Annotated in this window: 18 protein-coding genes; all 18 read right to left on the bottom strand. The window is 39.3% G+C overall.

Annotation, left to right across the window (positions count from 1 at the left end; genetic code table 11):
* Positions 1 to 171: 171 nt before the first annotated feature.
* Positions 172 to 1,218: an alpha/beta fold hydrolase gene (locus VMY36_02285; GenBank protein ID HUV42713.1), complete on the bottom strand. Its 1,047-nt coding sequence runs from the start codon at positions 1,216 to 1,218 to the stop codon at positions 172 to 174.
* Between the two features lie 146 nt (positions 1,219 to 1,364).
* Positions 1,365 to 2,033: an N-acetylmuramoyl-L-alanine amidase gene (locus VMY36_02290; GenBank protein HUV42714.1), complete on the bottom strand. Its 669-nt coding sequence runs from the start codon at positions 2,031 to 2,033 to the stop codon at positions 1,365 to 1,367.
* Between the two features lie 30 nt (positions 2,034 to 2,063).
* Entirely contained in the window at positions 2,064 to 2,666 is a 603-nt protein-coding gene (locus VMY36_02295; GenBank protein HUV42715.1) for a hypothetical protein, read from the bottom strand.
* A gap of 229 nt (positions 2,667 to 2,895) precedes the next feature.
* Complete coding sequence (locus VMY36_02300) at positions 2,896 to 3,600, bottom strand: matrixin family metalloprotease (GenBank protein HUV42716.1); 705 nt, start codon at positions 3,598 to 3,600, stop codon at positions 2,896 to 2,898.
* Positions 3,601 to 3,676: 76 nt separating this feature from the next.
* Positions 3,677 to 3,880 carry a hypothetical protein gene (locus tag VMY36_02305; GenBank protein ID HUV42717.1) on the bottom strand — a complete coding sequence of 68 codons (204 nt, stop codon included), beginning with the start codon at positions 3,878 to 3,880 and terminating at the stop codon, positions 3,677 to 3,679.
* Between the two features lie 340 nt (positions 3,881 to 4,220).
* Positions 4,221 to 4,775, bottom strand: a complete 555-nt coding sequence (locus tag VMY36_02310) for a 2'-5' RNA ligase family protein (protein HUV42718.1) — start codon at positions 4,773 to 4,775, stop codon at positions 4,221 to 4,223.
* Between the two features lie 150 nt (positions 4,776 to 4,925).
* Positions 4,926 to 5,258, bottom strand: a complete 333-nt coding sequence (locus VMY36_02315) for a DUF5655 domain-containing protein (GenBank protein ID HUV42719.1) — start codon at positions 5,256 to 5,258, stop codon at positions 4,926 to 4,928.
* A 290-nt stretch (positions 5,259 to 5,548) separates the two neighbouring features.
* A complete protein-coding gene (locus tag VMY36_02320; GenBank protein ID HUV42720.1) occupies positions 5,549 to 5,833 on the bottom strand; it encodes a hypothetical protein in 285 nt (94 codons plus the stop codon).
* A gap of 103 nt (positions 5,834 to 5,936) precedes the next feature.
* Positions 5,937 to 6,338, bottom strand: coding sequence for a hypothetical protein (locus VMY36_02325; GenBank protein HUV42721.1), 402 nt, complete (start codon positions 6,336 to 6,338; stop codon positions 5,937 to 5,939).
* Positions 6,339 to 6,546: 208 nt separating this feature from the next.
* Positions 6,547 to 7,065, bottom strand: a complete 519-nt coding sequence (locus VMY36_02330) for a hypothetical protein (GenBank protein HUV42722.1) — start codon at positions 7,063 to 7,065, stop codon at positions 6,547 to 6,549.
* Positions 7,066 to 7,167: 102 nt separating this feature from the next.
* The gene (locus VMY36_02335) at positions 7,168 to 7,560 is read right to left on the bottom strand and encodes an HAD-IA family hydrolase (GenBank protein HUV42723.1); all 393 of its coding nucleotides are present in this window, start codon (positions 7,558 to 7,560) and stop codon (positions 7,168 to 7,170) included.
* A gap of 75 nt (positions 7,561 to 7,635) precedes the next feature.
* Positions 7,636 to 7,944, bottom strand: coding sequence for a 30S ribosomal protein S10 (rpsJ, locus tag VMY36_02340; protein HUV42724.1), 309 nt, complete (start codon positions 7,942 to 7,944; stop codon positions 7,636 to 7,638).
* 7 nt (positions 7,945 to 7,951) lie between these two features.
* Positions 7,952 to 9,142, bottom strand: a complete 1,191-nt coding sequence (tuf, locus tag VMY36_02345) for an elongation factor Tu (protein HUV42725.1) — start codon at positions 9,140 to 9,142, stop codon at positions 7,952 to 7,954.
* Between the two features lie 73 nt (positions 9,143 to 9,215).
* A complete protein-coding gene (gene fusA / locus VMY36_02350) occupies positions 9,216 to 11,342 on the bottom strand; it encodes an elongation factor G (protein HUV42726.1) in 2,127 nt (708 codons plus the stop codon).
* 115 nt (positions 11,343 to 11,457) lie between these two features.
* On the bottom strand, positions 11,458 to 11,814 hold the full coding sequence (locus VMY36_02355) for a hypothetical protein (protein ID HUV42727.1): 357 nt from the start codon (positions 11,812 to 11,814) through the stop codon (positions 11,458 to 11,460).
* A 61-nt stretch (positions 11,815 to 11,875) separates the two neighbouring features.
* Positions 11,876 to 12,451, bottom strand: a complete 576-nt coding sequence (locus tag VMY36_02360) for a sulfotransferase domain-containing protein (protein HUV42728.1) — start codon at positions 12,449 to 12,451, stop codon at positions 11,876 to 11,878.
* 36 nt (positions 12,452 to 12,487) lie between these two features.
* Positions 12,488 to 12,964: a 30S ribosomal protein S7 gene (rpsG, locus tag VMY36_02365; protein ID HUV42729.1), complete on the bottom strand. Its 477-nt coding sequence runs from the start codon at positions 12,962 to 12,964 to the stop codon at positions 12,488 to 12,490.
* On the bottom strand, positions 12,954 to 13,448 hold the full coding sequence (gene rpsL, locus VMY36_02370; GenBank protein ID HUV42730.1) for a 30S ribosomal protein S12: 495 nt from the start codon (positions 13,446 to 13,448) through the stop codon (positions 12,954 to 12,956). Before rpsL ends, rpsG begins: the two co-directional genes overlap by 11 nt.
* Positions 13,449 to 13,480 lie beyond the last annotated feature (32 nt).

Below are 13,480 nucleotides of genomic sequence, written 5' to 3' on the forward strand. Positions count from 1 at the left end.
AAAAAATGCAAATAATTGATGAAATAGGAACGGTTTTTAAATAGTCTCGATACTCGTAATTTTGGTTATATTAAGTTGTAAACTGCTCAGGATAATAGAAAATGTTTGAACTGCTGTTCAGACTAAAGAATACGCTTATACTTCTTGTTAAATAAAAGCTTTTTAATAACCTTAATCTTTTAAGGCTTTATCAAAAAAATCTACTGAACGTTGGAGTGCTGTATCTAAGTTATTAGAAAGATTATGATTGTCTCCTTCATAAGTGTATAACTCTACGGGCTTGCCGGCATTTCTCAACGCTTCATCTAATCTCTGACTAAACAGGAGTGGTACTTCATCATCTGCCGTCCCATGTTGAAGCTGTATCGGGCCGGAAATGTCTTTGACAAACGATATGGGTGAAATTGACTGCCAAAACTGGGGATTTTCTTCAAAGTTACCGTATTTATCAATCAGTTCCTGTCTTCCTGGCCGTCTTTCCGCCTGTTCTCTTTGCGAAGGCACCCAAGGCTGAGGATTATGAACTGGATGATGCCAGTTTATGGCTAAATCTTCATAAGAAGCCACTACTCCTGCCCAGATTTCTCCTGCCTTAATATCTTCTGTTACTACCATTGAACGCAAAACTATCATTCCTCCCATAGAATGACCCCACATGCCGATTCTTTCTGGGTCAGCATCTTTATATTTTTTCATCGATGAAACAGCATTCAAAACATCTACTGTATAGGCTGATGAATAATAAGCGCCTTCTGGTTTGCCTTCTGAATTGCCGTGCCCCCTAAAATCGGGTTTAAAAACAAGATATCCATTCCTGGAGAAAGCATCAATGTAAGCAACATATTTCTCGGTTGTTCTATACTGTTCTGGTTGAATGTAGCCGTGGTTAAAAACAATCACCGGCCAGCCGGTCTCAGGTTGTTCTCCTTGTGGTATCGTTAACAGAGCATAAATTTTTAAACCGTCTGATTTATAAGAAGCAATGTATCTATTGTAATTTGAGCCGGGAGGCAGTGTCTGTTCGATAACAATATCGCTTCCGGGGTATTCCTGCTTCCTCATATATTCTATGGAGAGAGAGTTGGGTTCGTTTGTCAATCCGCCGAGGTTCTGCTCATTTATTTCTTTGGGAATACTTTTAAAGAAGCGGTTATAAGTGATAGTGCCGCCGAATATACATACAACAATAATAGAAATAACAAGAGTACGTTTTCTCATTTTGCACAAAAAAAATTATTATACCAGGTTTTTCTGACAAAATCATAAAGAAAATTACTTCTGGTTTTTGAAGATTTTAAGTTTGTGCAGGAATTGAGGGAGGAAATAAAAAAACTAACCTCTCAAGAGGCATTAATAGGCTGTTGTTAATTACTCAGCCTATTTCCCCTCCCTGGATGGGCCGGAACCTGTGCGCCAGCAAACCAATCATTGATTCCGTTATATAAAGATTGGGCAATCTGCTGTTGCCGGTTTCCAGTACCATCAGTTAATAAACCACATTCAGTCATATTTGATATAAAAGCTACTTCCTGAATAGTGGCGGGCATTTCCGCTTTAAGAATTACTCCAGAGGCAAACTGCAATAATCCTCCATTGCCAATTCCCAAGCTCGGATATAGTTGATTATGGATTGTCGAGGCTAAATCAATGTCTTTTTTCCATTTAGCGTACAATCCTTGAGTGTAATTCAATTCATGGTCGGTTGAACCGTTGAAATGAATGGAAACCAGAATTTCACCATCTGTATTGTTGGCAAGAGTGTATCTATCTCTATTGGTCATATAGACATCGCTTTCTCTAGTCATGTAAACTGTTACATCGGGCTCAAGCAGTGCTTTTAGCCTTTTTGCTACATCTAAATTTGCATCAGCCTCTGATAAACCAGGACACTCCATTGAACCAGGCTCATCGCCGCCGTGTCCAGCGTCAATGACTATTTTGTGGCCAGTTGCCTCTGCCGTATTGGAAACAAACACTAATGACGCAACCCACAATAACAAAACCAAAACAAGAAATACTATTTTTTTATTCATCCATTTCACCCCCTTTCAAACACTAGTTTTTTATCTGTAAAACAGTCTGATAAGCCAGCCGAAAATACTTCCGACCTGCTCTTCTGCCTGAATCTGCTCTTCTAAACTCGTATTCTGCTCAACCAGAGCCTGAATCGCTTCCTCAAGTTGGGTTTCATCAGCCTGGTTAGCTACTTGGTTTTGCAGTTGAGTTAACTGCCGGATTCTAAGCTGATTTTGTTCCATTTGTTGCTTGAGGTTTTTGATGGCTCCGTAGTCAGGACCAAACAACTTTTTCATTAAACCTGACCTGGATTCCAATTTGTTCAATTGAGTCTGAGTCTGTGTTTGAGTCTGGACCTGTTCCTGGGCAATATTTCTTACCTGACTGCCGACTTCCTCATTTAAACCTTCCATGTCCATTAACTGCTCCATGTGCTGTGTGGCCACCTGCAATTGGGTTTCTTCTCCTTGATTTTGAGTTTGGACCTGATTTTGATTCTGAACTTGGTTGCCTTGGGGAGTTGGCGAACCGCTAAGGTGGGTAGATGGGTCCTGGACTTTATTTTGCTGCTGGACTCCTTGAGCTGATACAAAAGAGGGAACAAGTATTAACGCTAACGCGATTATTGATGTTGCAATCAATTTCTTCAATTTTCTCACCTCCTTTTCCAGTAATTTTACTATATTTTACCTCAAGTTAAAGAAATTTATAAGTTTTAACTCTACTCTACAAAGTTAAAATATTAAAAACCTCTCATTATCTATAATTCGGCCAGTGAATTTAGCCAGACAGTCTTTCAAGGCTTTAAATAGGCGCGGGAATTGAGAAAGGAAATTGATAGGGTTAAAAACCCTACCACAATACCCGCAATTATCTAATTCACTCGTTATAAAGCTCTTGAATTCCTAGCCAGTCTCCGGTTCCTAAGGTTTGCTTATCAATCTCTCCGTAACCGCTATATCCATACATGGTCAACGCCGTGCTTGGCGGCATGTATAAGTCACTTAATCCATTGTGCCCGAATTCATGAGTGGCAATGTTTTGCAGGTCCATTTTGCCGCTTTCACCAGCCAAACTCCAAGTGAAACCTGTACTAAATACAACATCAGATTCTACTATAATTTTTAATGCTGGATTATACCAAAATTGATTTACTGCAATAATTCCTGATCCTAGACTTCCCCATGTTACTGTATTAGTATAATCTCTGTTTTCATTAAAACTTACGCTATCATCTAACTCTGGTGTTGCAAAAAGCTCAAATGAAGTTTCAATATCCCATGTTTCTAAACTTTCGCTTAGAGTAGCTATCACTTCATTTTCATTTAAGTAGCTTCCATAGGGGTTCACTTCATAAGTCATGGTGTCGGCCCACCTTATTCCACCGGCAATGAATTTGAATTTATCTACCGTGTCATCCCAAACTGGTTTGGAATTTTTAGCAGATTTTGCGTAGTGAATAAAGGTTATTTTTTCTAAATCCGGCGGAGTGGTTTCTGGTTTTCCTGGCTGTTCTTTTGCCAATACCGGAAAAGCTAAAGCCAAAAACAGCAAACAACTAGCTCCAATTAAAAATTTCCTCATATATTTGTTCACCCCTTTCTAAACACTAAAATTGCTAAATAATCTTACGCGAAAATCGCAAAAGAATATCTATAAATTAGTTCAGAGGTCCCCAAGGTCCAGCCGGGGCTTCATCCTCCATGTCAAATCGACAACGAGCCTCAGGGCCCCAAGGACCGGACCGATGTTCCGTGCAGTCGCCATCTTCAGGCTGGCTGGCCGCCATAACGCTCACGCTGAGTACCGACATGATTACTGTCATCAACAGCCCCACGGCCACAATGAAAGTTAATTTCTTCATTTTATTCACCCCCTTTCAATTTCAAATTTTCAATAAAAAATCCGCATAAAAGCGGATTAATAAATTTTCTTTGAATTGGGCAGGCAAGTGACTTGCCTCATTAGTCAGACGATAACAAGTTTTTCACGAATAGTCAACCAGCGGGTCAATCGAGATGTAAATAGTAAAAATGAAGCCCATCTAGTTTTAGCCTCATAATTCCCTTACAACTAGGGGATTTTATTAGAGGCGATTTAAGGCTAGTTTCTGCCTGAAGTTTTAAACCAAAGCTAACTTGGGTATATTAAATTCCAACTAGCTCACCCGATGGGACGATTTTCGAACCTTTATAAAATATTACTTAATAGAAAGTTATTTCTCGAAGCATACCCCATGACTTTGCGTCTGTTGCTTTTTTAAATACAAATATTGACTCAACCTTAAAGGAAAACACATTGTTAAAATTTTTTAATTCCTTTTTAATCTTAGGAAGTGAGTTGTTTGGTATTTTCTCCGCAATAGTCATATGAGGATTAAACTTGTCAGGAGTTGGACTATATTCACTGTAAACACTTTTTGTATAACCTTCTAAGAACTTAACAGTTTTTACTAGTAAGTTAATAATATATTTAGACGATTTAGAATCAGGTTTTACAAACGCAACATTATTTCTACCTTTAAAATAATCAATTGAATTAAGAGTAACTTCACCACATTTCGTTTTAGAAAAGTCGTTTACAAGTTTTGTAAGAAATCGTCTTTCCGTAATACCTTTTAAAAAGAATGGTGGATATACGGTAATGTGTGAGGGAATAGTGTAACTTGTGTATTTTGCATACAATCTGCGATATTTATCCATTGTTTTAATAACTTCTTTTGGAGGGAGAATGACTATTAGGTAAGAGTAAGAGTTCATACGTGAAGTATATCATCTGAGGCTAAAGGTCGTGGCTCGAGGATCTTAACGCTAATATAACCAGTCAATTCGTGCGTATTTTCAAGGTATTTGAGGATTCCAAGTTTATCAGTCAACTACAGGAAGAAATGAATAGAGTGATACCAGCAGTCAATCTTTCAAGTGGTACGATTCGTTCATCCATTCAATGATTTCATCGTCTATTTCTTGCTTGCTGCTTATATCAAAACAATTCTTATATACCATGCTGGACATTGGTACACATACTTTCAACCTTGGGCTATCAAGTTTTCTATCTAATGCAAACCTTATCTCTAACCTATCATTTTTAGGTAACGCTGCCAAAAAGTCATATTTACCAAACAAATGAACACAGCAAGGAATAGAAATTATTTTGCATTTACCAATCTTGCTGTCAATTTGTTCTACTAAAAAGTCAAACAGCTTTTTTGCTTGCTTCTTACCTACAAAATGCTTTTGCAAAGGAATCTTTTTACAACTATGAGGTTGGTTGGCGCCTCTGAAAATTCGTTTGCATTTAGGACACGTCCACATGGTTCAATTGTACTAGTTTTATCAGGAAATGATAAATGGAAGGTTATATTAAAGACTATTCGACTAATTTAATTTCATGGCTAAATTTCTTTATGCTCCCCAAACCAAAAGATATTATATCCAAGGTTTTAGGCACAATTCTTACTGCTTTTGAGGATGTAAACCAGATGGAAGTGATTAAAGTGAGGTGGGAGGAGATAAAGAAGTTACAGCCACAACTAGCGACTTCCTAGTTTTTTTATCCTCTCAGCTAATAAACCAGTTAATGAACCTATCCCAAACCAGAAAATTCCAACAAAAAGAACATTAAAAATAAAATTGTCAGAAAATGCTCGGCAACAGGTTTCAAAAATCTCTTCAAAAATGATTGAGGGAATAACCATCCAAAATAAAATACTTATTTTACCTCCAGTAATGAGTCCGAAGAGTAACCCCAAAACTATCAAGACTGGAAAAATCATAACTCCGGAAACTAACCAATAAGGTAAGTTTTTAAGTTTCATTATTTTAATTATATCAGAAGTTCGAAGGGCAACACTTGGTATATTAAAAACGAGACTAAATTTCTAAGCCCTCCCTTGCGGACGATGTTCTAACTAGCCTATTTTAGTAGATTTTTTTTCGAAGATGTGTTAAATAGGCAGAAAAAATTGTTGTTAAAAGTTGCAAGAAAGGAGAAATAACAACCATCAAGACTAACCATCCCCAAAAACTAGCAACTGGAGTAAAAAGTATTAGAGGTTCACCAAAATTAGCAATATCTTTTGTAGAGTCTAAACAATATGGCAACATCGCTAATAACCAAATAACAGCAAGGATTAAAAAGGTAAATAACGAGGCGAAGATTGAATATCTAAAAACCTTCCGCTCATCAATAAAATTACGAGCAAGAAAATATCCCAGAGGAAAACCTAAAAGTATATTAAAAAACGGGACTCCCATGCCCATGCCTATACAAATAATGTCAATTGCCAGATAACCTAAAATCCATTTTTTCTTTATTTTCATTTTTCCTCCTTATGCCAATATTTTACATCAATCTTATAAAAGACTAAACCATGTCCAGGGTGGGGTGGTAGATGGAAATTATTATAACCAACAAAAAAGGACGTAGTATCGGAATAATTTGATACCTGCGTCCAACCGAGCTCCCCCTAAAGGACCTATTCTGCAACCAAGAACTAGAATTTGATTTGAGCCTACAGGAAGTTAAAACTTACTTTCTAGTCCAACTCGCTGATTGACTCATTGTTACGCTCAATCTATCTCCATATAGACACATCTCATCTATCACAACTCGATACTCCAGTGCACTTTCTATCATTGATTTAAGATAAATTGCTACAGGCAGAGTTCCATCGCTTTCTTGTCCGAAAGCTTCTAATACTCGTATTCGTGTGTCCTTATCTGTATGGATAACTACACTTTCTTCGCTAGAAAGAACTCCTTGAGAATCATTCTTCACTCTACCCTCTATTACCAGGCCGACCCTTTCTTTGGGGTTATCGAGGTCTGAAACTGTATATGGTGTAAGGAGGTATAAACCGTCTTGTGTAACTTCGGCCACAAAATTAGACAGAAGAACCGGATGGTCCTCAGAGTCATCAATCTCAGCCTGCCTTTTGAATAACTCGTGTAGTTCATCCATGGTTAGAGAATATTCACCTCTGCTTTTTTCCGCCACAACCTCTATTAAAGCAATGTGCACTGGTCTTAACTCTGGTCTCTCAGGCATGTCCGAAGTATATCAAATCTGAAGCTAAAATCCTAGCTCCCCACGGTATACAGGCTTCGAGACTGGCTAACAGACAACTTTTTAGATATTCCGGCTCTAAGACTAAGCGTTGCTATCTAAGAATTGCTTAAGCGCTTGCAGGTCTTTTTTATCGGGGTCGTAATAATATGAGGTTATACCGAGCGATTGAGCGCTTTTTGTTGCTTCTGGACTGTGTTCAAAATAGACAACATCTTCCGGTTGGAGGCTAAAGTGTTCTAGCATTTTCCTAAAATACTCGGGGTCAGTCTTTTCCGGATTGTGCTTTAGTGTAAAAACCTCATAGGGCATTTTGTCCAAGCCAAACTTCTTAAATTGCTTATCGTTCGCGCCGGTTAAGATTATTTTTTGATTTGGAAAGCCCTCAAGAAGATCGTGCATTTCCTTAAAAATCTTAAAGGCATCCTTACCCTTAACCACAAAAGCGCCAATTGCGTCTACTAAAATAGTTTTCATAATTGAAGTATAACAAAAAGCGTTTTAGGGTTACATTCTATGCTCCGCGAACAGGACTCGAACTAATATTAAAATTTACATTTTGATTTCAATATCCACTCCTGAAGGAAGTTCAAGATGCATTAAGGAGTCAATTGTTTTACTGGTTGGTTCAAGAATATCAATCAATCTTTTATGAGTGAGGATTTGGAAGTGTTCTCTGGCGTCTTTGTCAGTGTGGGGACTGGTGGTAACCGTAATCAGTTTTCGGTGGGTTGGTAGAGGCACAGGACCCACTACTTTGGCACCACTAGCTAAGGCTGTTTCTAAGATTTTTTCGCAACTCTCATCGATGACTCGATGATCATATGCTTTTAAACGTACCCTTATTCTGCCCTTTGGCATTCTCTCCTTAGGCGATAATTTTACTAATTGCTCCCGCCCCAACAGTGTGACCACCCTCACGGATAGCAAAACGGAAGCCTTCTTCCATAGCGACCGGCTGAATAAGCTTGACTGTCATCTTGGCATTATCACCAGGCATGACCATTTCTACTCCCTTAGAGAGAGTGACTTCACCGGTTACATCTGTAGTTCGAACATAAAATTGAGGTTTGTAACCACTGAAGAAAGGGGTATGACGACCACCTTCTTCTTTGGTAAGGATATAAACTTCTGCCTCAAATTCTTGATGAGGCTTAATGGTACCAGGTTTTGCTAAAGCTTGACCTCGTTCCACGTCTTTCTTTTCGACTCCTCGAAGAAGAATACCAACGTTATCACCAGCTTCACCTTCATCAAGAGTTTTACGGAACATCTCAACACCAGTGACCGTTGTCTTTTGGGTGTCGCGAAGACCGATGATTTCGATTTCATCACCAACTTTAATTTTACCTCGTTCGATTCTTCCAGTGACAACAGTCCCTCGACCTTTAATAGAGAAAACATCCTCAAGAGGCATCAAGAAGGGTTTGTCTAAAGGCCGTTTAGGTGTCGGAATATTTTCATCAACCGCCTTCATCAGTTCAAGAACGGCTTTTTCTGCTTCAGCATCGCCCTCAAGGGCCTTAGCGGCGGAGCCTCGAATAATCGCAATTTTGTCACCAGGGAATTTATATTTAGTTAAAAGTTCCCTAATTTCCATTTCAACCAGATCAAGCATCTCTTTGTCCTTAACCAAATCGACTTTATTTAGGAAAACGATCATGGCTGGCACATCAACCTGACGAGCCAAGAGAATATGCTCTCGAGTCTGAGGCATTGGACCATCATCGGCGGCGACAACAAGAATGGCACCATCCATTTGAGCAGCACCGGTAATCATGTTTTTAATAAAGTCTTTGTGTCCGGGACAGTCAATGTGAGCATAGTGACGCTTTTCCGTCTCATACTCAATGTGGGAAATAGAAATTGTCAAACCCCGTTCTTTTTCTTCAGGAGCGTTATCAATCTGATCAAAGGGAATATATTTTGTCCCCGTATTTGCTTTCTCTAAAACCTTGGTAATTGCTGAGGTTAAAGTCGTCTTACCATGGTCAACGTGACCAATGGTCCCAATATTAACGTGAGGTTTTTCTCTTTTAAATTTTGTTTTTTCAGCCACTTTTTCTCCTTGATGCTATTTTAGCTAATTCTCGAGTATTTTACAAGACTGTTTTTTCTTTTGCAAGCCCTATTTATTTTCCTCTGTCAGAAGCAGCTCCAGTTTTGGCGGAAACAATTTTTTCCGTAATATTAGCCGGCACTTCTTGATAATGAGAAAATTCCATATAGGGATTGGCCCTACCCTGAGTAATACTCCTCAAAGTTGTGGCATAACCTGAGACTTCAGCCAAAGGAATGAGAACCGTAATCACCCGAATATTGCCCCGTGCCTCTGTCTCCTGAATTTGAGCCCGTTTACTAGACAAATCGCCAATAACATCACCCATAAACCCATCAGGCGTAGTCACTTCTAATTTCATAATCGGTTCTAAGAGAACCAAATTGGCTTGCTTAGCCGCATCTTGAAAACCCATTGAACCAGCAATCTTAAAAGCAATATCTGAAGAGTCAACTTCATGATAACTGCCGTCATAGACAGCCACAAACACATCAGTCACCGGATAACCTGCTAAAATTCCTTTATCCATCGCCTCCTTAACGCCCTTTTCAATCGCCGGAATGTAAACAGAAGGAATGGCTGTCCCTCGAATTTCATTGGTAAACTTAAAGCCCTCGCCTCGACCTAAAGGTTCCAGTCTAAGAAAACAATGACCATATTGACCTCGGCCACCTGATTGACGAATATATTTACCTTCGCCTCTAGCCATCCGGGTAATCGTTTCCTTATAGGCAACTTGGGGCCGTCCAGTCCTGGCTTCGACCCCAAATTCCCGCTTCATTCGGTCAACAATAATTTCCAGATGCAACTCACCCATACCAGAAATAATTGTCTGGCCAGTCTCCCGATCAGACTTGATTTGAAAAGTCGGATCTTCTTCAGAAAGACGATTAAGAGCATAACCGAGTTTCCCTTGGTCAGCCCGGGTTTTAGGTTCAATCGCAAGAGAAATGACTGGCTCAGGAAAAGTAATCGATTCTAAAACAATCGGCTTGGCTTTGTCACAGAGAGTATCACCCGTCGCCGCTTCTTTCAAACCAACAATGGCAATAATTTCCCCGGCTTCAGCCGTTTCAATTTGCTCTCGATTGTTGGCATGCATCAGTAATAAACGCCCAACTCTTTCAGACCGTTTTTTGGTACTATTGTAAACTTCCTCACCGGCTTTTAATGTTCCCGAATAAATACGAATATAAGTTAGTCTACCCACATGGGGGTCAGATTGAATTTTAAAAGCCAGAGCTGCAAAAGAACCTTTAGGATCACATGTTCTTCTTTCTTCCTTACCCGTTTCAGGGTTAGTCCCTTTAATCGCCGGAACATCAAGCGGATTGGGTAAAAAATCGATCACTCCATCCAAAATAGGTTGGACACCTTTATTACGCAAGGAGGCTCCGGTATAAACCGGGACAAGTTGATTAGCGATGGTTGCTTGACGAATGCCTGTTTTTAATTCTTCAAGGCTAATTTCTTCACTCCGTAAAAATTTTTCTGTGAGGTCTTCATTGGTTTCGGCCACTAACTCAACCAATTCTTCTCGATATTTTTTCGCTTGCTCAATTAGATTAGCGGGAATTTCTTTGGTTTCAAATTTCTCTCCGGTTTTATCCTTTTCTTCCCAAATCAAGGCTTTTTGATTGAGGACATCAACCACGCCGACAAAATCTTTCTCACTACCAATCGGCATCGTAAGAACAATCGGCTTGGCCCCTAAACGATCTTTAATCATTTCCACTGTCCGTTCAAAGTTTGCTCCCAATTTATCCATCTTATTAATGAGACAGAGACGAGGAACGTGATAGCCATCAGCTTGGTGCCAAACTTTTTCTGATTGAGATTGAACGCCTTCTTCAGCATCAAAAACAACAATCCCACCGTCTAAAACTCTTAAAGAGCGTTCCACTTCAGCCGTAAAATCAATATGGCCAGGAGTATCAATGATATTAATCCGATAGTCACGCCAAAAAGCGGTTGTCGCTGCTGACATAATCGTAATTCCCCGTTCCTTTTCCTGCTCCATCCAATCCATCTGGGTAGTACCTTCATCGATATCGCCGATTTTATAGCTCTTGCCAGTATAATAAAGGACCCGCTCGGTCGTGGTCGTTTTACCGGCATCAATATGGGCAATAATACCAATGTTCCGAACTTTTTCAATCGGGACTTTTCTTTTAGTAACTGTTTCGTTTTTTTCGGCCATCTTTCTGTCTTTATTTTATCAATTTTTAGGCAAATAAAAAACCGCCTCTGTCAAGAAGCAGGCTTGCTTCGAGCTCATTTTAACAAAATCCTATTGATTACTCAAGCGTAATGTCCTAATAACCTCGCTCTTTCCCTAGGCTTCTTGTTTCCTTAAGCAATTCTTGTTGAATCTCATTATCTTCCGTTTCGAAATGATGGCCGCTTGCAAAATTTCTTACTTCCATCATCCCAAATATCCCTGAACCATCAAAAACAACAAAAATGTCATGTTGAGGTAATCTGTAATTACCTACGACCCTATTAGTTTGGTGGTGTTCAATACAAAGTTCGGCTAAATCACCTTCAGCCCTGATAACAAGTCTATTTCTCGCCCAAGCAACCATCTCACTCTTTCTAAGGGAAAGTGGGCCTTCCATTTCGTCCCAACAATCCCGACAGATTGCTTTTACTTTAGGTTTTCTAATCGACATAAACTAAAAAATTGCTTTTGGGCAGGCAATAAAATAAAAATAATAGAATCCTGACTTCTACTCAAGAACCTCTTTGTCGGTAAAGCTTGGGATCAATCACCTTTGCCATAGCTTGAGTATCAAGAGTTCCATCTAAAAATTGGTTAATCTTTTTTACTTGACTCGCTGGCTTTTTCAAAACTTGATTATAGTCAATATAGATGACTTCAATATTGGGCTGTTTTCCCAACCATAATTTGGCCTCTTTTAAATGCTTTTTGAATAAGGCAGCCATCTTCTTATCACTGGCTTTATTTACTGGCTTACCTCTTCTTTTAAGCATTTGTCTTTGGGAAGCAAGAATCTCTTCCATCTTCCGTTGCATAAAAATTACTTTGTAATTGTAGCTTCTGGGTAAATATTTTAAGAATTCAGAAACCATCTTGACGGTCTTACCTTGAGCCTGTTTAAGCCAAGTTTTATCCCGCCTAATTTGTTTAACTTTTTCAAATTCATAATAACCCTTAGGATTATCTTCATCGGCCTTTCTCAAATTATCCGTCAAAACAGATATCCCACCGGCTTTCATCATCTTCATCATCATTGAGGTACCAGAACGAGGTAAACCAGAAACAATCGTAATCGTTTTTTGTTTCATTAAGTCAATTTTAGCAAACGTGGTGAATAAAAAAAATTACCACCTGAAGTGAGCAAAGGCTTTATTAGCTTCAGCAATTTTATTAATTTCTTCTTTCTTAGCGACCGCGCCGCCTTCTTTTTTAGCCGCCTCGATTAACTCAACCGCTAATTTCTCATAAAAGTGATGGTATTCCTTATTGGGCCTTGCTTGGGCGGCCTGAATAAGCCAACGAATAGCCAGTGATTCTCGCCGGTCACCTTTAACCGGTATCGGTACTTGGTAAGCAGCACCGCCAACTCGACGAGGTCGAACCTCCATTTGAGGTTTAACATTTTCCAAAGCTTGATGAAAAATTTCCAAAGGATTGCTTTTGGTTTTTTCTTCAATAAGTTTAAAAGCCTGATAAACATGTTTTTGGGCAACTGATTTCTTTCCCTGACGCATCGTCCGATTGATCAACTTGGTCACTAACCGGCTTTTATAGACTTCATCAGGAACGACCGTTCTTTTTGGTGCTCTTTTACCTCTCATTGTTTTCTCCTTTCTCTTCTCCTTTTTTCTCAGTTCTTTCGTCACTCTTTCCGCCACCAGCTGCTGGTGTGGCGGCGGCGCCCTTACGGGTACCATATTTGGATCGAGCCTTTTTTCTGTCCTCTACGCCGGCCGTATCAAATTTACCTCTAACCACATGATATTTCACTCCTGGTAAATCTTTAACTCGACCACCCCTAACTAAAACAACCGCATGTTCAGCCAGATTATGACCTTCACCAGCAATATAGGCGGTCACTTCCTTTTTATTAGAAAGCCTAACTCGAGCCACTTTTCTTAAAGCCGAATTAGGTTTCTTAGGAGGCATTGTTTTGACATAAAGAACTACTCCTCGTTTAAAGGGATTGGTTGCTTCTGTCATTCGCCTGTCTTTGGCATTAAAAGTTTTTCGCAAGGCAGCCGCTTTGACCTTTTTTCTTGTTTTCTTTCTGCCTTTACGAATTAATTGACTGATTCTTGGCATATTTTTATTCTATCATGAATTTAGGTTCAAAT

The organism is Patescibacteria group bacterium (assembly GCA_035529375.1).
Lineage (GTDB): Bacteria > Patescibacteriota > Microgenomatia > PFEM01 > JAHIFH01 > DATKWU01.

What these genes read in the sequence shown, in the direction of transcription:
- VMY36_02285 (HUV42713.1), bottom strand. Translation starts at nt 1,218, where the DNA reads ATGAGAAAACGTACTCTTGTTATTTCTATTATTGTTGTATGTATATTC.
- VMY36_02290 (HUV42714.1), bottom strand. Translation starts at nt 2,033, where the DNA reads ATGAATAAAAAAATAGTATTTCTTGTTTTGGTTTTGTTATTGTGGGTT.
- VMY36_02300 (HUV42716.1), bottom strand. Translation starts at nt 3,600, where the DNA reads ATGAGGAAATTTTTAATTGGAGCTAGTTGTTTGCTGTTTTTGGCTTTA.
- VMY36_02305 (HUV42717.1), bottom strand. Translation starts at nt 3,880, where the DNA reads ATGAAGAAATTAACTTTCATTGTGGCCGTGGGGCTGTTGATGACAGTA.
- VMY36_02310 (HUV42718.1), bottom strand. Translation starts at nt 4,775, where the DNA reads ATGAACTCTTACTCTTACCTAATAGTCATTCTCCCTCCAAAAGAAGTT.
- VMY36_02320 (HUV42720.1), bottom strand. Translation starts at nt 5,833, where the DNA reads ATGAAACTTAAAAACTTACCTTATTGGTTAGTTTCCGGAGTTATGATT.
- VMY36_02325 (HUV42721.1), bottom strand. Translation starts at nt 6,338, where the DNA reads ATGAAAATAAAGAAAAAATGGATTTTAGGTTATCTGGCAATTGACATT.
- VMY36_02330 (HUV42722.1), bottom strand. Translation starts at nt 7,065, where the DNA reads ATGCCTGAGAGACCAGAGTTAAGACCAGTGCACATTGCTTTAATAGAG.
- VMY36_02335 (HUV42723.1), bottom strand. Translation starts at nt 7,560, where the DNA reads ATGAAAACTATTTTAGTAGACGCAATTGGCGCTTTTGTGGTTAAGGGT.
- rpsJ (HUV42724.1), bottom strand. Translation starts at nt 7,944, where the DNA reads ATGCCAAAGGGCAGAATAAGGGTACGTTTAAAAGCATATGATCATCGA.
- fusA (HUV42726.1), bottom strand. Translation starts at nt 11,342, where the DNA reads ATGGCCGAAAAAAACGAAACAGTTACTAAAAGAAAAGTCCCGATTGAA.
- VMY36_02355 (HUV42727.1), bottom strand. Translation starts at nt 11,814, where the DNA reads ATGTCGATTAGAAAACCTAAAGTAAAAGCAATCTGTCGGGATTGTTGG.
- VMY36_02360 (HUV42728.1), bottom strand. Translation starts at nt 12,451, where the DNA reads ATGAAACAAAAAACGATTACGATTGTTTCTGGTTTACCTCGTTCTGGT.
- rpsG (HUV42729.1), bottom strand. Translation starts at nt 12,964, where the DNA reads ATGAGAGGTAAAAGAGCACCAAAAAGAACGGTCGTTCCTGATGAAGTC.
- rpsL (HUV42730.1), bottom strand. Translation starts at nt 13,448, where the DNA reads ATGCCAAGAATCAGTCAATTAATTCGTAAAGGCAGAAAGAAAACAAGA.